Annotated in this window: 26 protein-coding genes; 7 read left to right on the forward strand and 19 right to left on the reverse strand. The window is 62.3% G+C overall.

Annotated features, from left to right (window positions below):
- Positions 1–91 precede the first annotated feature (91 nt).
- On the forward strand, positions 92–2,176 hold the full coding sequence (locus EBS11_RS23685) for an EAL domain-containing protein (protein WP_290607077.1): 2,085 nt from the start codon (positions 92–94) through the stop codon (positions 2,174–2,176).
- On the opposite strand, the gene EBS11_RS23690 is transcribed toward EBS11_RS23685, so the two are convergent.
- A complete protein-coding gene (locus EBS11_RS23690) occupies positions 2,173–3,219 on the reverse strand; it encodes a porin (RefSeq protein WP_290607079.1) in 1,047 nt (348 codons plus the stop codon). The genes EBS11_RS23685 and EBS11_RS23690 overlap by 4 nt on opposite strands.
- Before the next feature lie 492 nt (positions 3,220–3,711).
- Here EBS11_RS23690 and EBS11_RS23695 point away from each other — a divergent pair, with 492 nt between their 5' ends.
- Positions 3,712–6,531: a valine--tRNA ligase gene (locus EBS11_RS23695; protein ID WP_290607081.1), complete on the forward strand. Its 2,820-nt coding sequence runs from the start codon at positions 3,712–3,714 to the stop codon at positions 6,529–6,531.
- Positions 6,532–6,644: 113 nt separating this feature from the next.
- Positions 6,645–7,112 (forward strand): DUF2147 domain-containing protein, encoded by a 468-nt coding sequence (locus EBS11_RS23700; RefSeq protein ID WP_290607083.1) that lies wholly within the window; start codon positions 6,645–6,647, stop codon positions 7,110–7,112.
- 50 nt (positions 7,113–7,162) lie between these two features.
- On the opposite strand, the gene EBS11_RS23705 is transcribed toward EBS11_RS23700, so the two are convergent.
- The 11 genes from EBS11_RS23705 to tyrS all read right to left on the reverse strand — a co-directional run bounded on the left by EBS11_RS23705 (position 7,163) and on the right by tyrS (position 16,451).
- Positions 7,163–7,630 (reverse strand): YaiI/YqxD family protein, encoded by a 468-nt coding sequence (locus EBS11_RS23705; RefSeq protein ID WP_290607138.1) that lies wholly within the window; start codon positions 7,628–7,630, stop codon positions 7,163–7,165.
- 23 nt (positions 7,631–7,653) lie between these two features.
- Positions 7,654–8,709: a Holliday junction branch migration DNA helicase RuvB gene (gene ruvB / locus EBS11_RS23710; protein ID WP_290607085.1), complete on the reverse strand. Its 1,056-nt coding sequence runs from the start codon at positions 8,707–8,709 to the stop codon at positions 7,654–7,656.
- A 6-nt stretch (positions 8,710–8,715) separates the two neighbouring features.
- Positions 8,716–9,294 carry a Holliday junction branch migration protein RuvA gene (gene ruvA, locus EBS11_RS23715; RefSeq protein ID WP_070278272.1) on the reverse strand — a complete coding sequence of 193 codons (579 nt, stop codon included), beginning with the start codon at positions 9,292–9,294 and terminating at the stop codon, positions 8,716–8,718.
- A gap of 153 nt (positions 9,295–9,447) precedes the next feature.
- On the reverse strand, positions 9,448–9,987 hold the full coding sequence (gene ruvC / locus EBS11_RS23720; protein WP_290607089.1) for a crossover junction endodeoxyribonuclease RuvC: 540 nt from the start codon (positions 9,985–9,987) through the stop codon (positions 9,448–9,450).
- 148 nt (positions 9,988–10,135) lie between these two features.
- Positions 10,136–11,722: a bifunctional phosphoribosylaminoimidazolecarboxamide formyltransferase/IMP cyclohydrolase gene (gene purH / locus EBS11_RS23725; RefSeq protein WP_290607091.1), complete on the reverse strand. Its 1,587-nt coding sequence runs from the start codon at positions 11,720–11,722 to the stop codon at positions 10,136–10,138.
- Between the two features lie 96 nt (positions 11,723–11,818).
- On the reverse strand, positions 11,819–12,052 hold the full coding sequence (locus EBS11_RS23730) for a helix-turn-helix domain-containing protein (protein ID WP_008445162.1): 234 nt from the start codon (positions 12,050–12,052) through the stop codon (positions 11,819–11,821).
- Between the two features lie 180 nt (positions 12,053–12,232).
- On the reverse strand, positions 12,233–13,273 hold the full coding sequence (dusB, locus tag EBS11_RS23735; protein WP_290607103.1) for a tRNA dihydrouridine synthase DusB: 1,041 nt from the start codon (positions 13,271–13,273) through the stop codon (positions 12,233–12,235).
- Between the two features lie 161 nt (positions 13,274–13,434).
- Positions 13,435–14,079, reverse strand: a complete 645-nt coding sequence (locus EBS11_RS23740) for a histidine phosphatase family protein (RefSeq protein ID WP_290607105.1) — start codon at positions 14,077–14,079, stop codon at positions 13,435–13,437.
- Positions 14,076–14,720, reverse strand: a complete 645-nt coding sequence (locus tag EBS11_RS23745) for a YbhB/YbcL family Raf kinase inhibitor-like protein (protein WP_290607107.1) — start codon at positions 14,718–14,720, stop codon at positions 14,076–14,078. The genes EBS11_RS23740 and EBS11_RS23745 overlap by 4 nt, the downstream gene beginning before the upstream one ends.
- 19 nt (positions 14,721–14,739) lie before the next feature.
- Positions 14,740–15,189 (reverse strand): D-aminoacyl-tRNA deacylase, encoded by a 450-nt coding sequence (dtd, locus tag EBS11_RS23750; protein ID WP_290607108.1) that lies wholly within the window; start codon positions 15,187–15,189, stop codon positions 14,740–14,742.
- A complete protein-coding gene (gene tyrS / locus EBS11_RS23755) occupies positions 15,186–16,451 on the reverse strand; it encodes a tyrosine--tRNA ligase (protein ID WP_290607110.1) in 1,266 nt (421 codons plus the stop codon). Before tyrS ends, dtd begins: the two co-directional genes overlap by 4 nt.
- A gap of 154 nt (positions 16,452–16,605) precedes the next feature.
- Here tyrS and EBS11_RS23760 point away from each other — a divergent pair, with 154 nt between their 5' ends.
- Positions 16,606–17,973 (forward strand): M23 family metallopeptidase, encoded by a 1,368-nt coding sequence (locus tag EBS11_RS23760; protein WP_290607113.1) that lies wholly within the window; start codon positions 16,606–16,608, stop codon positions 17,971–17,973.
- 138 nt (positions 17,974–18,111) lie between these two features.
- Complete coding sequence (locus tag EBS11_RS23765; protein ID WP_290607115.1) at positions 18,112–19,206, forward strand: anhydro-N-acetylmuramic acid kinase; 1,095 nt, start codon at positions 18,112–18,114, stop codon at positions 19,204–19,206.
- A 170-nt stretch (positions 19,207–19,376) separates the two neighbouring features.
- On the opposite strand, the gene erpA is transcribed toward EBS11_RS23765, so the two are convergent.
- The 5 genes from erpA to rplM all read right to left on the reverse strand — a co-directional run bounded on the left by erpA (position 19,377) and on the right by rplM (position 22,355).
- The gene (gene erpA, locus EBS11_RS23770) at positions 19,377–19,739 is read right to left on the reverse strand and encodes an iron-sulfur cluster insertion protein ErpA (RefSeq protein ID WP_029496047.1); all 363 of its coding nucleotides are present in this window, start codon (positions 19,737–19,739) and stop codon (positions 19,377–19,379) included.
- A gap of 98 nt (positions 19,740–19,837) precedes the next feature.
- Positions 19,838–20,227 (reverse strand): polymer-forming cytoskeletal protein, encoded by a 390-nt coding sequence (locus tag EBS11_RS23775; RefSeq protein ID WP_290607119.1) that lies wholly within the window; start codon positions 20,225–20,227, stop codon positions 19,838–19,840.
- A gap of 90 nt (positions 20,228–20,317) precedes the next feature.
- A complete protein-coding gene (gene argC, locus EBS11_RS23780; RefSeq protein WP_290607121.1) occupies positions 20,318–21,355 on the reverse strand; it encodes an N-acetyl-gamma-glutamyl-phosphate reductase in 1,038 nt (345 codons plus the stop codon).
- Between the two features lie 169 nt (positions 21,356–21,524).
- Positions 21,525–21,917, reverse strand: coding sequence for a 30S ribosomal protein S9 (gene rpsI, locus EBS11_RS23785; RefSeq protein ID WP_010393285.1), 393 nt, complete (start codon positions 21,915–21,917; stop codon positions 21,525–21,527).
- 9 nt (positions 21,918–21,926) lie between these two features.
- Positions 21,927–22,355, reverse strand: a complete 429-nt coding sequence (gene rplM, locus EBS11_RS23790) for a 50S ribosomal protein L13 (RefSeq protein WP_010393282.1) — start codon at positions 22,353–22,355, stop codon at positions 21,927–21,929.
- Between the two features lie 225 nt (positions 22,356–22,580).
- On the opposite strand from rplM, the gene EBS11_RS23795 reads away from it, so the two are divergent.
- Positions 22,581–23,003 (forward strand): OsmC family protein, encoded by a 423-nt coding sequence (locus EBS11_RS23795; RefSeq protein ID WP_131376562.1) that lies wholly within the window; start codon positions 22,581–22,583, stop codon positions 23,001–23,003.
- 103 nt (positions 23,004–23,106) lie between these two features.
- On the opposite strand, the gene coq7 is transcribed toward EBS11_RS23795, so the two are convergent.
- Both coq7 and EBS11_RS23805 read right to left on the reverse strand, forming a co-directional pair.
- Entirely contained in the window at positions 23,107–23,751 is a 645-nt protein-coding gene (gene coq7, locus EBS11_RS23800; RefSeq protein WP_290607125.1) for a 2-polyprenyl-3-methyl-6-methoxy-1,4-benzoquinone monooxygenase, read from the reverse strand.
- Positions 23,752–23,836: 85 nt separating this feature from the next.
- Positions 23,837–24,268, reverse strand: coding sequence for a hypothetical protein (locus EBS11_RS23805; RefSeq protein WP_290607127.1), 432 nt, complete (start codon positions 24,266–24,268; stop codon positions 23,837–23,839).
- Between the two features lie 148 nt (positions 24,269–24,416).
- On the opposite strand from EBS11_RS23805, the gene EBS11_RS23810 reads away from it, so the two are divergent.
- Complete coding sequence (locus EBS11_RS23810; RefSeq protein WP_290607129.1) at positions 24,417–25,196, forward strand: ATP-binding cassette domain-containing protein; 780 nt, start codon at positions 24,417–24,419, stop codon at positions 25,194–25,196.
- Positions 25,197–25,200 lie beyond the last annotated feature (4 nt).

Genomic DNA, 25,200 nt, shown 5'->3' on the forward strand with positions numbered 1-25,200 from the left:
CCGTTCGGTACCGAACGGACGCCCCGCCGCCGCCCGCCCTACAGTCCATCACTGCCAGGGCAGCCGCAGCATCCCCCTACCGGACGCCATCATGCAATCATTCTTCAAGCGTATCTCCATCTCCGTCTCCACCTCGGCCCTGCTGACCCTGGCGGTCGGCCTGTGCCTGACGGCCCTGTGCTACGTCTCGGCGCGGCAGATCGAAGCGGAAAGCGCCAGGCTGCTGTGGCAGCAGCACGCCAGCGGCCATGCGCTGAGCGCGGCCATGCTGCCCGCGCACGGGCTGACCCTGGATGCGAACCGCCGCGGTTCGCTGTACGTGCTGCTGGGCGGAATGCTGTCGAGCCTGCTGGCAACGGCCTGGGTGTACCAGCTCGTGTCGCGCAACAGCGTGATTGCCCGCATCACGGGCGAACGCACGGCGGCCTTGCAGTTTGCCAACCTGCGCCTGTCCGAGGACATCGCCGCGCGCATGCACAATGAAAAGTCGCTGCGGCTGCGCGAACGCATCATCGAAGTGTCGGCCAATGCCATCATCCTGTGCAGCGCCGACGCGCCGGGCTACCTGATCGAATATGTCAATCCCGCCTTCGAGCGCATCACCGGCTATGCCGGCAGCGAAGTCATCGGGCAGCGCCTGGAAGACTTGCAGGGGCCGGAGCAAGGGCGGCAAGACATGCACGCCATCACGGCCGCGCTGCGCGAACAGCGCGAAGGCAAGGCCATCGTGCGCAATGTCCGCAAGGACGGCAGCTGCTACTGGAGCGAGCTGTTCGTGGCCCCCGTGCGCGACGATGGCGACGGTCCCGTCAGCCACTTTGTCGTCGCGCAATACGACATCAGCACCGTCATGCGCTTCGAGCAGGAGATGGAATTCCAGTCGCGCCACGATATCCTCACGGGCCTGGCCAACCGGGCCCTGCTGCGCGAGCGGCTGGACCAGGCGATGGCCGTGACGCGGCGCAACCATTTGCCCCTGTGGGTGGTCTTCATCGACCTCGACCGTTTCAAGTTCGTCAACGACACGCTGGGCCACGACGCGGGCGACCGGGTGCTGCAAAACGTGGCCGGGCGCCTGCGCGACGCCACGCGCGAAGTCGACACAGTGGCGCGCCTGGGCGGCGACGAATTCGTGCTGCTGCTGCCCCAGCATGGCGGCGGCGAGCCGGGCGCGGCCACCTTGCAGCGCATCCTCGACGCCGTGGCGCAGCCGCTGCAGCTGGGCGAGTACGAATTCATGCTCAGCTGCTGCATGGGCGTGGCCGTGTACCCCGCCGATGGCCAGGATGCCGACACCCTGGTCAAGCACGCCGACATCGCCATGTACCGCGCCAAGGAACAGGGACGGGGCCACTGGCAATTCTATGCCGCGAGCATGAATGCGGGCACCCTGGAGCGGCTGGGACTGGAAAGCGAGCTGCGCCACGCGCTGGCGCGGGACCAGTTCCACCTCGAATACCAGCCCCAGCTGGACCTGGCCAGCGGCAAGGTGGTGGGCATGGAAGCGCTGCTGCGCTGGACCCACCCGCAGCTGGGGCGCATTCCCCCCATCGATTTCATCGGCCTGGCCGAGGAAATGGACTTGATCATCCCCATCGGCGACTGGGTCCTGCGCACGGCATGCGCCCAGACGCGCGCCTGGCAGCTGGCCGGCCATGGCCCGCTGCGCCTGGCCGTCAATTTGTCGGCGCGGCAATTCAAGCAAAAGAACCTGCTGCACGCCGTGGCGCAGACGCTGGATGCGACGGGACTCGATGCGGCCCTGCTGGAATTGGAGTTGACGGAAAGCATGGTCATGCGTGACGTGGAACAAGCCACGGCCACCATGGGCAAGCTCAAGGCGCTGGGCGTGCAACTGTCCATCGACGACTTCGGCACGGGCTATTCCAGCCTGGCCTACCTGCGCCACTTCCCCATCGACGTCTTGAAAATCGACAAGTCCTTCGTCAGCGACATCACGCACAGCGACGACGACGCGGCCATCGTGCGCGCCATCATTTCGCTGGCGCACAGCCTGCGCCTGAAAGTCATCGCCGAAGGCGTGGAAACGGCGCAGCAGCTGGCCTTCCTGCGCCAGCACGGCTGCGACCAGATGCAGGGCTACCTGTTCAGCCGTCCGCTGGCCGCGCCCGCCTTCGGGGAACTGTTAATGCAGGGAAAAATGCTGCCCGCCTAGAAGGCGTGGCGCAAGCCGATGTTCAAGGCCCGGTCGCCGCTGCCCACTTCCGTGGCGTTGCCCACCATGTAGGCGGCGCCGTTACGGTTGCGGATGTGCGCGTAGGCAACATAGACCTTGCTGCGCTTGGACAAGGCATACGTGGCGCCGACGGCCAGCTGCTGCGCGTCGCGGTTGGCCGCATCGCGGTCATCCTTGTGGATGAAGGAAGCCAGCAGGGTGGTCGCGCCCAGCGGCACGGCAACGCCGACGATGGCGTCGCGGCTGTCCGTGGACTGGGCCGGCGCCTGCGCCGCGCCGTACGGATTTTCCGCAAAGAACATGGAACTGCCGTCGCCCGTGTTGCGGCCATAGCCGGCAAAGGCCGTGGCCACGCCGAAATTGTAGTTACCGGCCAATATCGTGTTGTTGACGTCGGCCTTGCCGGGTTCGCCGCCACGGCTCTGGCGCGCCAGGCGCAGGGTCAACGGACCGTTGACATAGCCCAGGGCCAGGCCCAGCGAGCGTTGATCTGCCGCAATCCCCGTGTGTTCGCCAAAGCCGTACATGACCGTGCCCGTGACGCCGCGCCATTCCGGCGACGTGTAGCGCACGGTATTGTCGATGCGCGTGGCCGAATAGCCGGCCACGTTGGTCGAGGCGCCCGCCATGCCGCCCTCGAACGGGTCGGCCACGTCCGTCAGCGCCTGGCTTTGCAGGTTGTACTGGCGGCCCACGGTCAGCATGCCCAGGGGGCTGTTGAGGCCGACGAAGGCCTGGCGGCCGAACAATTGCCCCGCCTGGTCCGAGCGGCCCGTGTCGCTGAGCAAGCCCGCTTCCAGGGTGAAGACGGCTTGCCAGCCATCGCCCAGCGCTTCCGTGCCCCGAAAACCGAGGCGCGAGCCGGCCGAGACGCCACTGGTGAGCTTGCTGATGCCGCGTTCCTGCACCAGGGCCGCATCCATCAAGCCATACACGGTGACGGACGACGGGTCGTTGGACGACTGGGCGTGGACGGCGGGCAAGGCGCCCAGGGTAGCGAGTGCGAGACAGATTTTCTTCATGGTGGTTTCCTTATGCAGGCAAAACCGGGAAAGCGCGCGGCCATGGCAAGCCCACAGGCGGCAAGGCGCGCTGTAGTGACATGCCGTATCGAAAGACGACTGGCCAGATAACAACATTCCTGGCTAAGCTGTGGCGGCGCGGCCGGTGAACGATGGCGCGCGGTGGTCCGCCGTGAATGGTGCACCGCTGGCGGTGCGCGTGGCTCAGGCGCCCGGCCCGCAGGGGACGCACTGAAATGGCAGGCATCGCAGATGCGCTGGCCGGGTGGCGCGGACGGGAGTTGGATAAAACTGCGTCCGCTGGCGCCGTCCGCAAAGTTGAGGCAGGAGGCGCCGAGGCCGACATTATAACATCGTCAGCGCTTTTACCCCCGTTCCCTTGCCGCCAAACGGGCCGCAAAGCCGCGAAAACACTGAAAAAGGCCGGTTGCCGCAGTGCAGGCGATGCCGCGTCATCTATAATGGTTCCTTTTGCCAATCACACGCCAAATCATGGAATTAGCCAAGTCTTTCGAGCCCGCCGACATTGAACAATTCTGGCGCACCGAGTGGGAACAGCGCGGTTACTTTACCGCCACCCTCGATGCGGGAAAACCTTCCTTCAGCATCCAGTTGCCGCCGCCGAACGTCACCGGCACCCTGCACATGGGCCATGCGTTCAACCAGACCATCATGGATGGCCTGACCCGCTACCACCGCATGCTGGGCCACAACACGGCCTGGATTCCCGGTACCGACCACGCGGGCATCGCCACGCAGATCGTCGTGCAGCGCCAGCTGGACGCGCAAAAGATTTCGCGCCATGACCTGGGCCGCGAGAAATTCGTGGAAAAAGTGTGGGAATGGAAAGAAAAATCCGGTTCCATCATCACCGGCCAGATGCGCCGCCTGGGCGCCTCGGCCGACTGGAAGCGCGAATACTTCACCATGGACGAGCCGCGCTCGAAAGTCGTCACCGACGTCTTCGTGCGCCTGTTCGAACAGGGCCTGATCTACCGCGGCAAGCGCCTCGTCAACTGGGACCCCGTGCTGGGCACGGCGGTGTCCGACCTGGAAGTGGTGTCCGAGGAAGAAGACGGCTCCATGTGGTACATCAAATACCCGCTGGCCGACGGCAGCGGTTTCCTGACGGTGGCCACCACCCGTCCTGAAACCATGCTGGGCGACGTGGCCGTGGCCGTCGATCCGACGGACGAGCGCTACACGGCGCTGGTGGGCAAGATGCTCAAGCTGCCCCTGACGGACCGCGAAATCCCCATCATCGCCGACGAATACGTCGACAAGGAATTCGGCACGGGCTGCGTGAAGATCACCCCGGCGCACGACATGAACGATTACGCCGTGGGCCAGCGCCATAAACTGGCGCAGATCGTCATCCTGACCCTGGACGCGAAGATCACGGACGACGCGCCGGCAGCCTACCGCGGCATGGACCGCTTCGCCGCCCGCAAGCAGATCGTCGCCGACCTGGACGCGCAAGGCTTGCTCGAGCAAGTCAAGCCCCACAAACTGATGGTGCCGCGCGGCGACCGCACGGGCGTCGTCATCGAACCGATGCTGACGGACCAGTGGTTTGTCGCCATGAGCAAGCCGGCCCCGGAAGGCACTTTCTTCCCAGGCAAGTCGATCGCCGAAACGGCGCTGGACAAGGTCGCCAATGGCGAGATCAAGTTCGTGCCGGAAAACTGGAGCACCACCTACAACCAGTGGCTCAACAACATCCAGGACTGGTGCATCTCGCGCCAACTGTGGTGGGGCCATCAGATCCCGGCCTGGTACGACGACGCCGGCAATATCTTTGTTGCGAAAACGCAAGCCGAGGCGGAAGCCAAGGCCCTGGCCGCCGGCAGCACGGGTCCGCTGAAGCGCGACGACGACGTGCTCGACACGTGGTTCTCGTCGGCTCTCGTGCCGTTCTCGACCATGGGTTGGCCGGAAGAAACGCCGGACATGAAGGCCTTCCTGCCCTCGTCCGTGCTGGTGACGGGCTTCGACATCATCTTCTTCTGGGTCGCGCGCATGGTCATGATGACGGCGCACTTCACGGGCAAGGTGCCGTTTGAAACCGTCTACGTGCACGGCCTCGTGCGCGATTCGACGGGACAGAAGATGTCCAAGTCCAAGGGCAACACCCTGGACCCGATCGACCTGATCGACGGCATCGACCTGGAAGGCTTGATCGTCAAGCGCACGACGGGCCTGATGAACCCGCGCGACGCGGAAAAGATCACCAAGGCCACGCGCAAGGAATTCCCGGAAGGCATTTCGGCCTACGGCACGGACGCCGTGCGCTTCACCATGGCCAGCTATGCATCCTTGGGCCGCAACATCAATTTCGACCTGGGCCGCTGCGAAGGCTACCGCAACTTCTGCAACAAGATGTGGAACGCCACCCGTTTCGTCATGATGAATACGGAAGGCAAGGATTGCACGGCGAACGATGTTGATCTGTCGCAAGCGGACAAGTGGATTATTTCCCTGTTGCAAAAGGCGGAACTGGACGTGGCCAAGGGCTTCGAAGACTTCCGTTTCGACAATATCGCCGCCTCCATCTATAAATTCGTGTGGGACGAGTATTGCGACTGGTACCTGGAAGTGGCGAAAGTCCAGGTACAGCAGGGTACGGAAGGCCAGCAGCGCGCCACCCGCCACACCCTGCTGCGCGTGCTGGAAGTGGTGCTGCGCCTGGCCCATCCGATCATCCCCTTCGTCACGGAAGCCCTGTGGCAGAGCGTTGCGCCGCTGGCCGGCAAGCTGCCGAAGGCCGACGGTGAGCCCAAGGGCGTGTCCATCATGATGCAGCCGTATCCGATCGCCAACACCGACAAGATCGACGAATCGGCCGAAGCGTGGATGCAGCAGCTGAAAGCCTTGACGGACGCGACGCGCAACCTGCGCGGCGAAATGCAGATCTCGCCATCCGTGCGCGTGCCGCTGATCGTCGAGGCAGGCAATGCCAGCGAGAAAGATGCGCTGGCCTCGTACGCCCCGTATATCCAGTCGCTGGGCAAGCTGGCCGAAGTGCAGATCGTCGATGCGCTGCCGGACTCGCCAGCGGCCGTCGCCATCGTCGGCACCACCAAGCTGATGCTGAAAGTGGAAATCGACGTGGCGGCCGAACGCGAGCGCCTGGGCAAGGAAATCGCCCGCATCGAAGCGGAAATTGCCAAGGTCAACAGCAAATTGGGTAATGAAAGCTTCGTCGCGCGTGCCCCGGCCGCCATTGTTGCGCAAGAAAACGAGCGTTTGCTCAGTTTTTCGGCCACAATTGAAAAATTGCGCGAACAGTTTGCTAAACTAGCCAGCGCATAAGGCAAGTTTGGAAGAATGGCGCGGCGTCCCCGTGACGCCGCGCAGTACTGCTGCTCTTGCCTTGGTATCTACACTGTTTCGTGACAGATCAAAAAAACCACAGGAGACTAGCGATGCATACATTATTCACAGCAAGCGTCAAAGCAGGCGTACTGGTGGCCGCCCTGGCCATCGCCGGCAGCGCCACCGCGCGCGACGGCAACTATACCCCCGTGGGCAAGTGGAAAACCATCGACGACGCCAGCGGCAAGCCGAAATCCCTCGTTGTCATCACGGAAAACAATGGCGTCTTGCAAGGCAAGATCGAAAAGCTGTTCCGTGGTCCTGACGAAGATCAAAACCCCAAGTGCGACAAATGTACGGGCGCCAACAAGGACCAGCCCATCATCGGCCTGGTCATCTTGACGGGCTTGAAATATGACGGCAAGGAATGGACGGGCGGCGAAATCACGGACCCGGCCAGCGGCAAGGTCTACAAGAGCAAGGCCGAACTGCAGGAAGGCGGCACCAAGCTGCAAGTGCGCGGCTACGTGGGCGTGCCGATGTTTGGCCGTTCGCAGACGTGGCTGCGCGAGGAATAAGTTCTACCGCGTAAAAAAACCGGCTTGTGCCGGTTTTTTTTCGTCTGCGATTATTGCGCCGGGGCCGGCTTGCGGTGGTGCTTGCTCAGATGCCGGTCCAGGCTGTTGGCAAACTGCTGCCGGTCGGACTGGCTGAAGGCGGCCGGGCCGCCCGTGTCCACGCCGCCGCTGCGCAACTCTTCCATGAAGGCGCGCATGGTCAGTTGCTGGGCGATATTGTCTTTCGTATAAAACTCGCCACGGGGGTTCAGGGCATAGCCGCCCTTCTGCAAGACGTCGGCGGCCAGCGGGATGTCGCCCGTGATCACCAGGTCGCCCGGGTTGAGCAGGCGCACGATTTCCTGGTCGGCCACGTCGGCGCCGGACGGCACTTGCACGGTGCGGATGAAGCGCGACGGCGGCACGCGCAAGCCCTGGTTGGCCACCAGGGTGACGGGCAGTTCCAGGCGGTCGGCGACCCGGTATAGAATTTCCTTGATGACCACGGGACAGGCATCCGCGTCGATCCAGATCTGCATGCCCGCCGCACCCTCCTGCGCCGTCACGCTTCCCACGCTTCGCCGCTCGGGCCCATGCGCGGCGCGCTGACGCCGAAATGCAGGTACGCAGCCGGCGTGGCGACGCGCCCGCGGGGCGTGCGTTGCAGGAAACCTTGCTGTATCAGATACGGTTCCAGCACGTCTTCGATGGTATCGGCCGCTTCGCCGATGGCCGCCGCCAGATTGCCGATGCCGACGGGGCCGCCGCCGAACTTGAACAGCACGGCTTCAAGCAATTTACGGTCCATCACATCGAAACCGGCGGAATCGACGTCCAGCATGGCCAGGGCGCGGTCGGCCACCACCTTGGTGATCTCGCCATTGCTCTTGACTTCCGCGAAATCGCGCACGCGGCGCAGCAAACGGTTAGCGATGCGGGGCGTGCCGCGGGCCCGCTGGGCGATCTCGTGCGCGCCTTCCGGGTCGATGGGCGCCTTCAGCAAGGCGGCGCTGCGGCTGACGATCTTCGTCAGTTCGCCCGTATTGTAGAACTCGAGGCGCGCGACGATGCCGAAGCGGTCGCGCAGCGGATTGGTCAGCATGCCGGCGCGCGTGGTGGCGCCCACCAGGGTAAACGGCTGCAGGTCGAGTTTCACGGAACGCGCGGCCGGGCCTTCGCCGATCATGATATCGATCTGATAATCCTCAAGGGCCGGATACAGGATTTCTTCCACGACGGGCGACAGGCGGTGGATTTCATCGATGAACAGGACGTCGTTCGCTTCCAGGTTCGTCAAAATCGCCGCCAGGTCGCCCGGGCGCTCCAGCACGGGGCCGGAGGTCTGGCGCAGATTGACGCCCATTTCGCGCGCGATGATGTGCGCCAGGGTCGTCTTGCCCAGGCCAGGTGGGCCGAACAGCAAGGTGTGGTCCAGCGCTTCCTTGCGCTGGCGCGCGGCCGTGATGAAGATTTCCAGCTGGTCGCGGATCTTTTCCTGCCCTACGTACTCATCGAGCTGCTTGGGCCGCAGGGCCCGTTCGATGGCCTCCTCGCTGTGCGAGATGGGTGCCGCATCGATGATGCGCTGTTCCGTGAAGCTGTCGGTCTGGATGCTCATGCCCTATCAGCCTTTCGACAGCGCTTTCAGCGCCAGTTTGATGCCTTCCGACACGCCGCTGCCGGCCGGCACGTTCTTCACGGCGGCCAGCGCTTCCTTGTCCGAATAACCGAGCGCGACCAGGGCGTTGAGGATATCCGATTGCGCATCGGGCGCCGCGTGCGCGCCCAGCGGACCGAGATCCGCACCGATCTTGCCCTTCAATTCCAGCAGCAGCCGTTCCGCCGTCTTCTTGCCGATGCCGGGCACTTTCACGAGACGGCCGGAATCCTGCAAGGTAATGGCTTGGGCCAGGTCGGCGATCGTCATGCCGGACAGGATCGACAGGGCCATGCGCGCGCCCACGCCCGTGATCTTGATCAACTGGCGGAACACGGCCCGCTCGGCCGCATTGCCGAAGCCAAACAACAGGTGCGCATCTTCGCGGATGGCCTGGTGCGTGAACAGCACGACTTTTTCGCCCACATGGGGCAGGTTGTAAAAGGTGCTCATCGGCACGTCGACTTCATAGCCGACGCCCTGGCAATCGACCAGCAATTGTGGCGGATTCTTTTCAAGCAAAATACCGGAGAGACGGCCTATCATCGCGTGTTCCTAATGAAATTAAATTGTAAACAAAAGCTTCTGGCGTGTTGCGGCTGTCAGGTCATGTTCAGGGCAAGGCGCACTGCCGAAGACAGTACGAATAGTACGGCAAGGCAGTGCAACGACGCCATGGACGTGGCATGGCAGTCGCAACTATCCGACCAGGCGGCCGCGCTTCATGCGCAAGCCCTGCAGCTGGGGCGCCAGCGCGCCGATCATGGCCAGCGCATCGATGCTGTTGGCGTGGCAAATGGCCACGCCCAGGGCATCGGCCGCATCCGTACCGGGCAGGCCGGGCAAGGACAGCAACCGCGACACCATCTCCTGCACCTGCTCCTTGGCCGCCTTGCCATGGCCCGTGACGGCCTGTTTCACTTGCAGGGCCGTGTATTCGGCCACCGACAGGTCGGAATTGACCAGCGCGCAAATGGCCGCGCCGCGCGCCTGGCCCAGCAGCAGGGTCGATTGGGGGTTGACGTTGACAAACACTTTTTCGATGGCTGCGCAGTCGGGCTGGTAGGTGCCGACGATTTCGCTCACGCCCTGCAGGATGATCTTCAGGCGCGGCGGCAATTCCCCTTCGGAACCCGTCTTGACGGTCCCCGACGCGATGTAGCGCAGCTTGTTGCCGTGTTTTTCAATGACCCCAAAGCCCGTCGTGCGCAGGCCAGGATCGATGCCAAGAATAATCATCGCCAGATTCTATAATGAATACGGCAGGCACCGGTGAATAACCGGTGCCTGCCGTTTGTACATCGTTCAACCCACAAGCAACATCTGGGGTCAGACCCGGCGGGACTCGGCGTCCCCGTCCAACCCCGGCATTTGCCGTTGGGCTAAATTAATGACGGAAGTGACGCGTGCCCGTGTACAACATGACCACGCCGCGCTCGTCCGCCGCATCGATCACTTCCTGGTCGCGCATGGAGCCGCCCGGGTGGATGACGCAGGTCGCGCCCGCGTCGACGACAACGTCGAGGCCGTCGCGGAAGGGGAAGAAGGCGTCCGACGCCACGACGGAACCGGTCAGGCTCAAGCCTGCGTTCTGTGCCTTGATGGAAGCGATGCGGGCCGAGTCGATACGGCTCATCTGGCCGGCGCCCACGCCCAGGGTCATGTTATTGCCGCAGAAGACGATGGCGTTCGACTTGACGAATTTCGCCACTTTCCAGGCGAACATCAGGTCGGACAATTGCTGCGGCGTTGGCTGCAGCTTGCTGACCACGCGCAAGTCGCCGATGCCGACGTTTTTCGCGTCCGGCGATTGCACCAGCAAGCCGCCACCGACGCGCTTGAAATCCATGGCGTTGACGCCGGCGCCCAGCGGGATTTCCAGCATGCGCACGTTTTGCTTGCTCGACAGAATTTGTTTCGCTTCCGCGGAGAACGACGGGGCGATCAGCACTTCCACGAACAGCTTGGCGATTTCGCCGGCGGTGGCACCGTCCAGTTCGGTGTTAAACGCGATGATGCCGCCGAATGCCGAGGTCGGGTCCGTCTGCAGGGCGCGCGCGTACGCTTCGGCCGCATTCTTGCCCAGGGCGACGCCGCACGGGTTCGCATGCTTGACGATGACGCAGGCCGCGCTTTGCTCGAAGCCGCCCAGGCTCTTCACGCATTCCCAGGCCGCATCGGCATCGGCGATGTTGTTGTACGACAATTCCTTGCCTTGCAGCTGGCGGTAGTTGGCCAGCGCGCCATCGGTGGTGACGAGGTCGCGGTAGAAGGCGGCGCTCTGGTGCGGGTTCTCGCCGTAACGCATGTCTTGCACTTTCTCAAATGCAACATTCAGGATTTGCGGATAGGCGCCGCGCTCGGCGTGCACTTTCGTCGGACCCAGGCTGGTCAGGTAGTTGGTGATGGCGCCATCGTATTGCGCCGTGTGCGCAAAGACTTTTTTCGCCAGCATGAACTTGGTGTCGTAGCTGACGTCGCCGGCCTTGCCGTCGGCCGAGCGCAATTCCGCCAGCACGGCATCGTAGTCGGTCGGGTCGCAGATGACGACGACGTCCTTGTGGTTCTTGGCTGCCGAACGCAGCATGGTCGGGCCGCCGATATCGATGTTTTCGATCGCGTCTTCCAGGGTGCAGTCGGCCTTGGCCACCGTGCCCTGGAACGGGTACAGGTTGACCACCACCATGTCGATGGTCGGCATGTCGTGCTCGACCAGTTTCGACATGTGCTCAGGGAAATCGCGGCGCGCCAGGATACCGCCGTGCACTTTCGGGTGCAGGGTCTTCACACGGCCATCGAGCATCTCCGGGAAACCCGTGTAATCGGCAACTTCCGTGACGGGAACACCGTTGTCTGCCAGCAATTTGGCGGTGCCGCCCGTGGACAGGAGGTTGACGCCGAGGGCGGACAGGGCGCGGGCGAATTCGAGGACGCCGGTCTTGTCGGAAACGGAGAGGAGAGCTTGTTTGATCATGGCTGTGGCTAGGTGGTTAAGTGTTCTTGGCGAATGGCGCAGGCCCGGTAGCGGGCTGCGGCGGATTCAAATCTTGGCGTCACTTGCATGCCGGCATTACAGCAAACCGTGCTCCTGCAATTTCTTGCGCAGGGTATTGCGGTTGATGCCCAGCATCTGCGCGGCGTGCGACTGGTTGCCATCGGCGCGTGTCATCACGACTTCCAGGATGGGCTTTTCCACGGTCAGCACGACCATGTCATAGATATTCGATGCTTGCTGTTCGCCCAGGTCATTGAAGTAATCTTCTAGACTTTTCTGTACGACTTCCTGAATGCTTTCTTTGCTCATTTGTATGCTTCAACCGGCTGAACACCTGGCCGTCCGGTGCCGCGTCGCTCCTGCGGTCCGCGTGCTGCCATCCTGCCTCGGTGTTGTAATTAATATTGCATGACGCTCTGTGTAGGCGCTCGCCCTTGTACTGCTATCAACTATTTACGCAACGGATACAGGTGAAACGTTGCTTTCTGCTCATGCTGCCGTGGCCGTTTCTATTAAGCCACTTTCACTGGATTCGGAGAGGCGGTATTGTAACCGTTCGCCAAATTTCCATTGCGACTCAAAAAATTGATCGACGGCCAGCAATTGCGCGTCCGTCGACTCCAGCAAGTTCATTTGCTGACGGAACGCTTCGCCGCCTTCCAGGTCCTTCACATACCAGCCGATGTGCTTGCGCGCCGTGCGCACGCCGAGAAATTCACCATAAAATGCGTAATGGGCGCGCAAATGCTCGTCCATCAGGGCACGCACTTCATCCACGTAGGGCGCCGGCAGCAAGGTGCCCGTGCGCAGGAAATGATCGATTTCACGGCAAATCCATGGCCGGCCCTGCGCCGCGCGGCCGATCATGACGGCATCGGCGCCCGTTTGATCCAGCACAAAGCGGGCTTTTTCAGGGCTGGTAATGTCGCCGTTGGCTACCACGGGAATGCCCACCGATGCTTTCACGGCGGCAATCGTTTCATATTCGGCATCGCCCTTGTAGCCATCGGCGCGCGTGCGGCCGTGCAGGGTCAGCATCTGGATGCCTGCCTGCTCGGCGATGCGGGCGATTTTCAGGGCATTCTTGTTTTCGCGGTTCCAGCCCGTGCGAAATTTCAGGGTGACGGGCACGTCGACGGCATTGACGACGGCGTGCAGGATCTTTTCGACCAGGCTTTCGTTTTGCAACAGGGCCGAACCGCACCAGCTGTTGCACACCTTCTTCACGGGGCAACCCATGTTGATGTCGATGATCTGCGCGCCCCGGTCCACATTGAACTTGGCGCAGTCGGCCAGGTCTTGCGGGTCGGCGCCGGCGATCTGCACGGCTTTCGGCTCCATTTCGCCGTCGTGGTCCGTGCGGCGCGCGCTTTTTTCCGTCGCCCACAGGCGCGGATTCGACGCCGCCATCTCCGACACGGCGTAACCGGCACCCAGCTGCTTGCACAACTGGCGGAAAGGCCGGTCCGTCACGCCCGCCATGGGGGCGACGAAAACGTTGTTGCGCAGAATGTGAGGGCCGATTTGCACTGAGGAACCTGGAATGGACGGAGGAACCTGCTATTTTAACCGATTCCCTGCCTAATTAATAAGCACTATTTTTTCGCCTCAGTGCGCCTGGGCGGGCGCCGCGCTTGTGCAGCACAGCAAAACAGCCCGCTGCCGGGCCGGGCCAGCGACTCGCCAGGCGCTTAGCCCAGCTCGTCCATCGCGGGTGCGCTCAAATGCTCGATATTTCCCCAGTGCACCAGATGCAGCTTGCCATCCCCGTAAGAGAAACGGTTCACGCTGGCATTTTTCACCTGGAAGTCGCGCGGGCTGTCGAGCGTCATGCCGACCGCCTCGCGGTAGGCGCACTCGAGCACGCCGCCGTGGGCCACGATGGCGATGGTCTGGCCATCGTACCGCTCGGCCCAGCGGGCGATGGCGCCGTTCGCGCGGGCGTAGAACTGGCGGAAGCTCTCCGCCTGGCGGTCGCCCGACGGCATCACGGCATCGATCTGGCGCGATTGCCATTGTGCGTACTCATGCGGATAGCGCGCCGCGATGTCCGCGTACAGCAAGCCTTCGAAGGCGCCATAGCAGCGCTCGCGCAGCAGGGGGTCCGTCTGCACGGGCAAATGTTTTACGTCGGCAACGGCCTGCGCCGTCTGCTGCGCCCGCTGCAAGTCGCTGGCAATGATGGCGGCCAGCGGCTCGTCCGCCAGCGCCTGTGCCAGCGCGGCCGCTTGCGCCAGGCCCGCCTCGTTCAGGGCGATGTCGATATGGCCCTGCAGGCGGCGGTCCGCATTCCAGGCCGTTTCGCCATGGCGTATCAATAGTATGTTTGTGCTCATGTTTTCAAGGTAAGTGCCAGCTCGGGGTTGAGCGAGTAGGCAACGACGAGCTGGGCTTCGTCGAGGATGTGGCCATAGATGGCGGCATAGGCTTGCTGCCCCGTGAAGCGCGCCGGCAAGTCCAGGCGCGGCACGTCGAGCGCGTACAGGCGGAAGATGTAGTGGTGGATGCGTTCGTCGTTCCACGGCGGGCACGGGCCGTCGTAGCCGTAGTAGTCGCCCGCCATGTCCGGGTCGGCGGCAAACCAGCCCGTGTAATCGTTCAAGCCCTGGCGCAGCCCAGTAGCGGTCCCGGCAGCGGCCGCCTTGCCGCGCGGCGTGATGCCACTGGAAAATTCCCCTGCGGCAATGCTGCGCCGGGCCGGCGGCAGGTCGAGCAAGCTCCAGTGAAAAAAATCGCCGCGCGACGCCGCCAGCGGCAAGGACTGGCCTTCAACATTGACCAGGCTGGCGTCAGCCGGCGCGTCGGGATCGATGCAGAACAGGGCCAGCGACTCGGTGCCGTTGGGCACCTCGTCCCAGGCCAGATGGGGATTGCGGTTGCCTGCGAGGCGCACGCGGCTGGCCGGATCGATCTCGGCAAAGGCATACTCGGCCGGCATCAGGCCGCCATCACGAAACGTTTCGCTCCACAATCTCATCGCTTGCTCCTCTTTATCGTTATTGTTTGGTGCCGACCTGCAGCCAGAAGGTGACGGGGCCATCGTTCGTCAGCGACACCTGCATGTCGGCGCCAAACTGTCCCGTTTGCACGGTCGCATGGCGGCTGCGCGCCTGTTCCACGAAGTGCGAAAACAGGCGCAAGCCGTCCTGCGGCGCGGCCGCCGGCGTGAACGACGGGCGCGTGCCGGACTTGGTGTCGGCCGCCAGGGTGAACTGGGGCACCAGCAGCAAGCCACCGGCCACGTCCGTCACGCTGCGGTTCATCTTGCCCGCTTCGTCGGCAAATACGCGGTAACCCAGCAGCTTTGTCAGCAGGGCATCCGCTTCCTTCTCCGTATCGCCCCGCTCGGCGCACACGAGCACCATCAGGCCGGCGTCGATGGCGCCGACGGTGGCGCCGCCGACATCGACCTTCGCCTGCGTGACGCGCTGCAGCAGCGCGATCATGCCGTCAGGGTGACGCGCGCGAAGCTGCGCTTGCCAACTTGCAACACGAATTCGCCGGCCGCCACTTGCAGAGCCTTGTCGCTGATGACGGTGCCGTCGATGCGCACGCCGCCCTGGTCGATCTTGCGCATGGCTTCCGAGGCGGACGGGCACAGGCCCGCCTGTTTCAGCAGCTGCGGGATGCCCAGCGGCGCACCAGCCAGGGTCACTGCCGGGATATCGTCGGGAATGCCGCCCTTCGAGCGGTTGACGAAGTCGGCCAGCGCCTCTTCCGCCGCCTGCTGCGAGTGGAAGCGGGCGACGATTTCTTGCGCCAGCGCAACTTTGGCGTCGCGCGGATTGCGGCCTTCCTCGACTTCGCGCTTGAGCTGCGCCAGTTCGGCGATCGAGCGCCACGACAGCAGCTCGTAGTAGCGCCACATCATGACGTCGGAAATGCTCATCAGCTTGGCGAACATGGTGTTGCCCGGTTCCGTGATGCCGATGTAGTTATTCTTCGACTTGGACATTTTTTCCACGCCGTCCAAACCTTCCAGCAGCGGCATGGTCAAAATACACTGCTGCTCCTGTCCGTACTGCTTTTGCAGTTCGCGGCCCACCAGCAGGTTGAATTTCTGGTCCGTGCCGCCCAGTTCCAGGTCCGATTTCAGGGCCACCGAGTCGTAGCCCTGCATCAGCGGGTACAGGAATTCATGCACGGAAATCGGAATGCCGCCCTGGAAGCGCTTGGTGAAGTCGTCGCGCTCGATCATGCGCGCCACCGTGTAGTGGGAAGCGAGCTGGATGATGCCGCGCGCGCCCAGCGGATCGCACCACTCGGAGTTATAACGGATTTCCGTCTTGCTGGCGTCCAGCACTAAAGATGCTTGCGCGAAATACGTCATCGCGTTAATCTCGATCTGTTCTTTCGTCAGCGGCGGGCGCGTGACGTTGCGGCCCGAAGGGTCGCCGATCATGGACGTGAAGTCGCCGATGAGGAAAATGACTTGATGGCCCAGGTTTTGCAGCTGGCGCATCTTGTTCAGGACCACGGTATGGCCCAGGTGCAAGTCGGGTGCGGTCGGGTCCAGGCCCAGTTTGATGCGCAGCGGAACACCGTTTTTTTCGGAGCGGGCTAATTTTTGCGCAAATTCGCTTTCGATCAAGAGTTCGTCGACGCCACGCTTGGTAATCGCGAGGGCTTCTTGTACTCTGTCCGACAGCGGCAGCGCGGTCTGAGCGGCGTTAGCCTTTGTAGGCGATGCAGTGGTGTTGATTTCCATAAAATTTGACTGTAGATCTCAAAATGGTAGTAGGTTTGCGGAGTTTGTTATAATGCTCGATCCCATCAATCTTGCCGTATGAAAACGAATCAAAATAACAATAACAAAGAGCGCTAGTTCAGGTATCGTTCAAGGGCAAATTTTAACTGATTGCATGAACCCTATACATAAAATCACAGGCTCACGCTTGTACACACAGCTGGCGACGACGCGCAAGGCACGCATTATTGGCGTGTCGGCAGTGCTGCTCGCCGTGGTCGCCTTCGGCGCGGCCGGTGTGGCTCCGCTGGCGCCCGACGCGTCCGACCTGCCGGTCAAGTCGATCGCCCAGAACCTGGAAATGCCTGATCTCGCCTCGCAAATCTCCGCGATGGAACAGGTAGACCAGAATTTCACCCACGAAGAAAAAGTCCGCGCCGGCGATACCCTCGCCACCCTGCTGACCCGTCTCGGCGTGGATGATGCGGCGGCCGCCAATTTCATCAAGACTGACAAGATTGCGCGCGGCGTGATGTTGCTGAAATCGGGCAAGCGCGTGCAAGCGCAAACCTCCGAAACCGGCGAACTGAACTGGATGCGTGCCACCCTCGTCGACGGCACCGACAAATCGGTCAAGAACATCCTGATCACCCGCAAGGGCGACAAGTTCGTGGCCACGGAAGTGGCAGCCCAGCTGGAACGCCGCGTTGAAATGCACGCGCGCAAGATCACCTCCACCCTGTTCGCCGCCACCGACTCCAGCCTGGACGGCACCCGCCTGCCGGACTCGATTTCCGCGCAAATCGTGGAAATGTTCTCCACCAATATCGACTTCCGCTCCGACCTGAAACGCGGCGACTCGTTCAATGTTGTCTATGAAACATTCTGGCAAGATGGCGAATTTGTCCGAGCGGGCCGCATCCTGGCCGGTGAATTCACCAACCGCGGCACGACCTATCAGTCCGTTTGGTTCGAAGACCCAGCCAGCAAGCAAGGCGGCGGTTACTACAGTTTCGACGGCAAGTCCCTCAAAAAAGCCTTCCTGAAATCCCCCCTCGAATTCTCCCGCATCTCGTCCGGCTTCTCCATGCGCGTGCACCCGATTTCCGGCAACTGGAAAGCGCACAAGGGCATCGATTTCGCCGCAGCAACGGGTACGCCCATCCGCGCTTCGGGTGACGGCGTGGTCGATTCCGTCGGCATGCAAAACGGTTATGGTAATGTTGTTGTCCTGAAACACTGGGCCAACTACAGCACGGCCTATGCCCACATGAGCCGCTTCGCTTCCGGCCTGAAAAAAGGCCAGAAAGTCAGCCAGGGCGATGTGATCGGCTACGTCGGCACCACGGGCTGGTCCACGGGCGCCCACTTGCACTATGAATTCCGCGTCGGCGGCGTGGCACAGGACCCAAGCAAGCTGAATGTCCAGGCACAGGCGCCGCTGACGGCTGCCGAACTGACCCGCTTCCGCCTCGTGTCGGCCGACATGATGCACCGCTTCACCCTGCTGCGTCCGAACGACACGGCCCTGGCGTCGCGCTAAGCAACACTGCCTTCGGGCAACAAACAAAGGCACCGCCCATGCAGATGGCCGGTGCCTTTGTTTTTATCCGGCGCGCTGTTGCATCCGCCCCAAATGCGGCACAATCAACACCTTCCCTTCCCGCCTCAAGGAGTTTCCATGCTGTATATCGGTTTAATGTCGGGCACCAGCCTCGATGGCGTCGACGGCGCACTGGTCGACTTTGCCGACGACGGCAGCGTGCGCAGCCTGGGCGATGCCTACATTCCCTTTCCCGCCAGCCTGCGCGCCGACCTGATGGCGCTGCAAAGTGCCGGCCAGAATGAAATCGAACGCGAAGCACTGGCCGCCAATGCGCTCGTGCGCCATTACGCGAACTGCGTCGCCATGCTGCTGAGCAATGCGGGCATCGGTGCCGATGCCATCGCCGCCATCGGCGCGCATGGCCAGACCATCCGCCACCGTCCCGAACTGGGCTTTACGCGCCAGCTGAACAACCCGGCCCTGCTGGCCGAACTGACGGGTATCGACGTCATTGCCGACCTGCGCAGCCGCGACGTGGCGGCCGGTGGTCAGGGCGCGCCACTGGTGCCCGCCTTTCACCAGGCCATTTTCAATGCGCCGGGCCACACGCGCGTGCTGGCCAACATCGGCGGCATCAGCAACATCAGCGTGCTGCACGCGGACGGCACGGTGACGGGCTACGACACGGGTCCCGGCAACGCACTGATGGATGGCTGGGTGCTGCAGCACCTGGGCCAGCCCTACGATGCCGACGGCGCCTGGGCCGCCACGGGCAAGGCCGTGCCTGCCCTGCTGGCGGACTTGCTCGATGAAGCGTATTTTGACTTGCCGGCGCCCAAAAGCACGGGGCGCGACCTGTTTCACGCCGATTGGCTCAACAGCAAGCTGGCCAGCCACCCCGGCGCCAGCCCCGCCGACGTGCAAGCGACGCTGACGCAGCTGACGGCCGCCAGCCTGGCGCAGGCCATCGCGCGCGACGGGGCGCAGGCGGAAACCGTGTATGTGTGCGGCGGCGGCGCGCAGAATGCCAGCCTGATGGCGGCCCTGGCGCGGGAACTGCCGGGCATGGCAGTGGCATCGACGGACGCCTTGGGCGTGGCGCCCAGCCAGGTCGAAGCGCTGGCCTTCGCCTGGCTGGCCTGGCGTTTCACCCAGCGCAAGCCGGGCAACTTGCCGGCCGTGACGGGCGCGCAGGGATTACGGGTGCTGGGGGCGCTGTATCCGCGTTGAGCAGAGGTAGAAACACAAATAGCGGATCATCGATCCGCTATTTTGATAGCTGCGCCCATAAACGGACGCGCCTGAAAAACGTTCAGGGCAAGGCGCATTGCCGACGACAGTACGAATAGTACGGCTAGGCAATGCAACGCCGCCATGGACGTTTTCTCAGGTGTTCCGGCTTAGACGGAGAAGGACGAACCGCAACCGCAGGTGGACGTCGCGGTCGGGTTTTTGATCACGAACTGGGCGCCTTCCAGGTCATCCTTGTAGTCGATTTCCGCACCGACCAGGTACTGGTAGCTCATGGAATCGATCAACAGCTGGACGCCGTTCTTGACCATGGTGGTGTCATCTTCATTGACGATTTCGTCGAAGGTGAAGCCATACTGGAAACCCGAGCAGCCGCCGCCTTGCACGAAGACGCGCAATTTCAGGTCGGGATTGCCTTCTTCTTCGATCAGCTGCGCGACTTTCTCGGCGGCGCTATCGGTAAAGATAATGGGTGAAGGGATCACATCTTGCATTTCAGCGACGGCATTCATATCGGACACTCCTACTAGAAAACATTAACTCATTATAGACTGTTGGCGCAAGTCGCGCTCTGCCAGCCCTCGGCGCCAGCAGCCACTGTTGTTCTGGATCACATTTCAGACACGGCCAGGTGCAGCACGGGGTCGGCGCTTTCATGGCGGCTGAGCTTACCCTGCACCAATGCGCCGCTGTGCATTTCCAGCACCTTGTAGTAGACCTCTCCTACAATGCGGGCTTTCGGCTGGATTTCAAGCATTTCGGACACGTACACGGGGCCGTTGATCTCGCCGCTGACGACCAGGCTGGAGCAGCGCACCTCGCCGTCGATGCGCCCCGCCTCGCCCAGCACCACGTAGGTGGGGTCGCCGGCTTCGCCCGTGACGTTGCCGCGCACATGGCCATCGATGCGCAGGCCGCCGCAAAACAGCAAGTCGCCCTCGATCCGCGTCGAGGCGCCGATCAGGGTATCGATGGGGTTTTTCGCGTTGCGCTCGAACATGAACGTCATCCTATGGGGGTACGTGGCAGTCCAATTTAGCACAGGTCCGGCAAAAACGCGCCGGACCCGCGCAAGCACCCGTGCCTATTTTTAAGGCATCACGGCGATGTGTTGCAAACCGGCCGTTTCTTTCAAACCAAACATCAAGTTCATGCACTGCACGGCCTGGCCCGATGCGCCCTTGACCAGGTTATCCTGTACCACCAGCACGATGACGGTATTGCCGCCTTCCGGACGGTGCAGGGCCAGGCGCAGCATGTTCGAGCCGCGCGTGGAGCGGGTCTCCGGATGCGAGCCGAAGGGCATCACGTCGACGAAAGGCTCATCCTTGTATTGCGCTTCGAACAAGGCTTGCAGCTCGTCATTGCTGACGTCCTTGTTCAGCTGCGCATACAGGGTCGAATGCATGCCGCGGATCATCGGCACCAGGTGGGGCGTGAAGGTCAGCGCCACCTTGTCGTCCGTGAAGCGCTGCAGCTGCGCCGTCGTTTCCGGCAGGTGGCGGTGGCCGGCCACGCCGTAGGCCTTGAAGCTGTCGCTGCTTTCCGAGAACAGGATGCCGATTTCCGCCTTGCGGCCGGCGCCGGACACGCCCGACTTGCAGTCGGCGATCAGGCCGCCCGCGTTGACGAGGCCCGCCTTGAGCAGCGGGTAAAAGCCCAGCTGCATGGTGGTCGGGTAGCAGCCGGGGTTGGCGATCAGCTTCGCTTGCTTGATGTCTTCGCGGTTCAGCTCCGGCAAGCCGTACACGGCCTGTTCGATCAGCTCGGGCGCCGTGTGGGGAATCTTGTACCACTGCTCGAACTTGGCCTGGTCTTTCAGGCGGAAGTCGGCGGCCAGGTCGATGACTTTCACGCCGGCGGCCAGCAGGGCTGGGGCTTGCGCCATCGCAACACCGTGCGGCGTGGCAAAGAAGACGACGTCGCACTGCTCCAGGTTGGCTTTCTCGGGCGAGGAAAACGCCAGGTTCACGTGGCCGCGCAGGGAAGGATACATGTCAGCAACGGGCAAGCCATCTTCCTTGCGCGACGTAATCGCCGTCAACTCGACATCCGGATGGGTTGCCAGCAAACGCAGCAATTCCACGCCCGTGTATCCAGTGCCGCCGACGATGCCAACTTTGATCATGTTCTTTCCTTGTGTATAGACTGCATAGAGATGGAGGGGAGACGCTCCCCATGGGATTTCCGCGTATTTTACAGCGCAACGCCAAGTCACGCTGAAATGCAAAAAAGCCGCGGGACCGAAAGTCCAGCGGCTTTTCGCACAGCACCGGGAAGGTGCTGCAGCGTAAAAATTAACGCTTCGAGAATTGCTTTGCGCGACGTGCTTTGCGCAGACCAACTTTTTTACGCTCGACTTCACGTGCATCGCGGGTCACGAAGCCGGCTTTTGCCAGTTCCGGTTTCAGCGCTGCATCGTAGTCGATCAGAGCGCGGGTGATGCCGTGACGAACTGCACCAGCCTGGCCCGACTCACCGCCGCCATGGACGTTGACTTTGATGTCGAAACGCTCGACATTGCCGGTCAGTTCCAGTGGTTGACGGATGACCATCAGACCCGTTTCGCGCGAAAAGTATTCGTTTGCTGGTTTGCCGTTAACAACGATCAAGCCTGTGCCAACTTTGATAAAAACCCGAGCCACTGCACTTTTGCGACGGCCGGTTCCATAATTGTAATTACCGATCATGTCAGTTCCTTAGAGAACAAGTGCTTTAGGTTGCTGAGCAGCGTGCGGATGGGAACCTTCCGCGTACACTTTCAGCTTCTTGATCATTGCGTAGCCGAGTGGGCCTTTAGGCAGCATGCCCTTGACCGCTTTCTCAAGCGCGCGACCTGGAAAACGCTGTTGCATTTTCTGGAAGTTGGTTTCGTAGATGCCGCCTGGATAGCCAGAGTGACGGTAGTAAATTTTCTCAGTAGCTTTGGTACCGGTCACACGCAGTTTGCCTGCGTTGATGACGACGATGAAGTCGCCGGTATCGACGTGAGGAGTAAATTCTGGTTTGTGTTTGCCGCGCAGTCGGAGTGCCACTTCGCTGGCAACACGTCCGAGGACTTTGTCCGTCGCGTCAACCACGAACCAATCGCGCTGGACTTCATGTCCTTTAGCGGAAAATGTTTTCATGTTGACTTCCTAATAGATTACACGCTCAAATGGTGGTTCCGACTATGTTGCTGTACGGACTCTGCCTTATTTACTTTTCCTGAGCGAACGGAAAGCCGACAAGTATAAGCGGCTTTGCCCTGCCGAGTCAAGCCGCAATGCAGGCCGGCTGCGGGCCCGCGGGCGGCACCTGGATGGGCATTCCTCTATTACAATACAAAACGCTTACAATTTTCGGAGAGTACGATGGAATGCAAAGTCAGCTGGAATGGCCCGTCGGGCATGAGTTTTCGGGCAGAAACGGGTTCCGGCCACCTGGTGACCATGGATGGCGCGCCCGACGGCGGCGGCCACAACCTGGCGCCGCGCCCCATGGAAATGGTCTTGCTGGGCACGGGCGGCTGCACCGCCTATGACGTGGTGCTGATCCTGAAACGGGGCCGCGAAGCCGTCAGTGGCTGCGAAGTGACCCTGAAGGCCGACCGCGCCGAGACCGATCCGAAAGTGTTCACCAAGATCCACTTCCACTTCACCGTGCGGGGCAAGTCCCTGAAACCGACGGCCGTGGAACGGGCCGTGGCCTTGTCGCATGACAAATATTGCTCGGCGTCGATCATGCTGGCGAAAACGGCAGAAATCACGCACTCGTTTGAAATTATTGAAGAATAATCCCTATCCCCAACGACGAAATGCCGGGGTCGGCCCCTGAGGGGGCGGCCCCGGCATTTGCGTGTGCGCCAAGCGTTGGCCTGACCCCGGCTCTTTTCGGCGTCTAGATGTAGTACGCCGTCTTGGTCATGACTTTCCCCATCAGTCCCATCAGCGCTTTGACCGGCGCCGGGGTGTCGATGGCGCCCAGTCGCTGGGCGGCGGCGCCGTGTTCCACTTCATCGATGGCCATCTGCTTGACGATGGCGCGCGATTTCGCATCCTGCGGCGGCAATTCCTGCAGGTGACTGGCCAGGTGCGCTTCCACCTGGCGCTCCGTTTCCACGACAAAACCCAGGCTGCGGCCGTCGCCCATGCGCGCGGCGATGGTGCCCAGCGCAAACGACCCCGCATACCACAGGGGATTGAGCAGGCTCAGACGCGAGCCCAGCTCCGTCAGGCGCTGCGCCGTCCAGGCCAGGTGGTCTTCCTCTTCGCGGCCCGCCTCGTCGAACTGGGCGCGGATGGCGGCGCTGTGCGCATAACGGGCCTGCGAGTTGTACAGGGCTTGCGCGCAGACTTCGCCGACATGGTTGACGCGCATCAAGCCGGCGCTGTGGCGCTGCTCGGCCGGGCTCAGTGCCGCATCGGGCGCGTGCGCGGCCGGCGAAGGGCGCGAGGCGGAGGCCACGCCCGCGATGACGCGCAAGGCCTTGTCGGCGCCGACAATCAAACGATCCAGGGGGTCAAAGTAACGGTTCGCGCTCATCGTGGCTATTCATGTAAGGGAAAACATGAATTATAGGACCATCGCGGCCAGGCGTACCCATGCAGCGCGCAGGGCGAACGGGGCTTTATTGACCTGTGCGCGCTTTTTCCTGCTCGATCCAGTCCACCACGGGGCCGACGGCGTCGAGGCCGGACAGGCTTTTCGCCACGCCCAGGTTCAGTGAAATCAGGAAGGAAATGCTGTCGACGGGAATGTCCGGACAGTACTCGGCAAACGCGGCGAGGAAGCGTTCCGACTGCAGCACGCGCAAGACTTTCTCCCCGCTCATGAATTGCAGCACGCTGGCGATGCTGTGCCCGCCGCCTAGCGAGTGGTAGATGAAACGGTTGTACTGCGCGTCGATCTGCTTGAAATCGAGGGTTTCCTCCGTCATCAGGCCGGCCAGGTAGTACAGGCCCAGGCTGACGCGGAAGAAACCGATGGCTTCGGCGCTGGTCATGCCGGCGCGCGCCACGGCCAGTACCTTGTCCTGCATCGCCTGATCGATCGTTTGCATTGCCCTCTCCCGCGCCGTCCGCCGGCGCCCACCGGGCCAGCTTGCATGAAGATGCTGTTTTTTTCAATAGATCAAACGATATTTCCATCTTGCAAGTTACATTTTTTACATGCTACTCTAGCTCCTCCCTGTCGAATGGATGATGCACATGATTGAGGTCAAGCACCTGGCAAAACGTTTCCGCATGCCGCCCCACAAGGGCAAGGCCGTGCACATCAGTGATCCACGCGAACACGACGGCTGGTTCCATGCCGTGCGCGACGTCAGTTTCAGCTGCGCCCCCGGCGAAGTGCTGGGCTTGCTGGGGCCGAATGGCGCCGGCAAGACCACCACCCTGCGCCTGCTGTCGACGGCCTTGCAGGCCGATGCGGGCAGCGCCCTCGTCAATGGCGTCGACGTGCTGCAGCAGCCGCTGGTGGCGCGCCAGAGCATCGGCTTCCTGTCCGGCTCGACGGGCCTGTATGGCCGCCTGACGGCGCGCGAGAACGTGGAATACTTTGGCCGCCTGCACGGCATGCCGGCCGACAAGCTGAAACGCCGCTGCGACGAGCTGTTTTCCCTGCTGCAGATGGAGGAATACGGCGGCAAGCGGGCCGATCAGTTGTCGACGGGCATGAAACAGAAGTGCGCCATCGCCCGCACCGTCGTGCACGAGCCGCAGGTGGTCATCCTCGACGAACCCACCACGGGCCTGGACGTGATGTCGGCCAAGATCCTGCTCGACTTCATCGCCAGCTACAAGGCCCTGCGCGTGCCGCTGATCTTTTCCACGCACCACCTGCACGAGGTGGAAAAGCTGTGCGACCGGGTCTGCATCATCAACCGCGGCACGACCGCCTTCAACGGCACCATCGACGCGCTGCGCCATCTGGGCGGCAGCGCGGACTTGTACGACGCCTTCGTCAGCGTCATCAACCAGGGAGCGTGATGCC

The organism is Janthinobacterium sp. (assembly GCF_009923995.1).
Classification (GTDB): Bacteria; Pseudomonadota; Gammaproteobacteria; order Burkholderiales; family Burkholderiaceae_D; genus Janthinobacterium.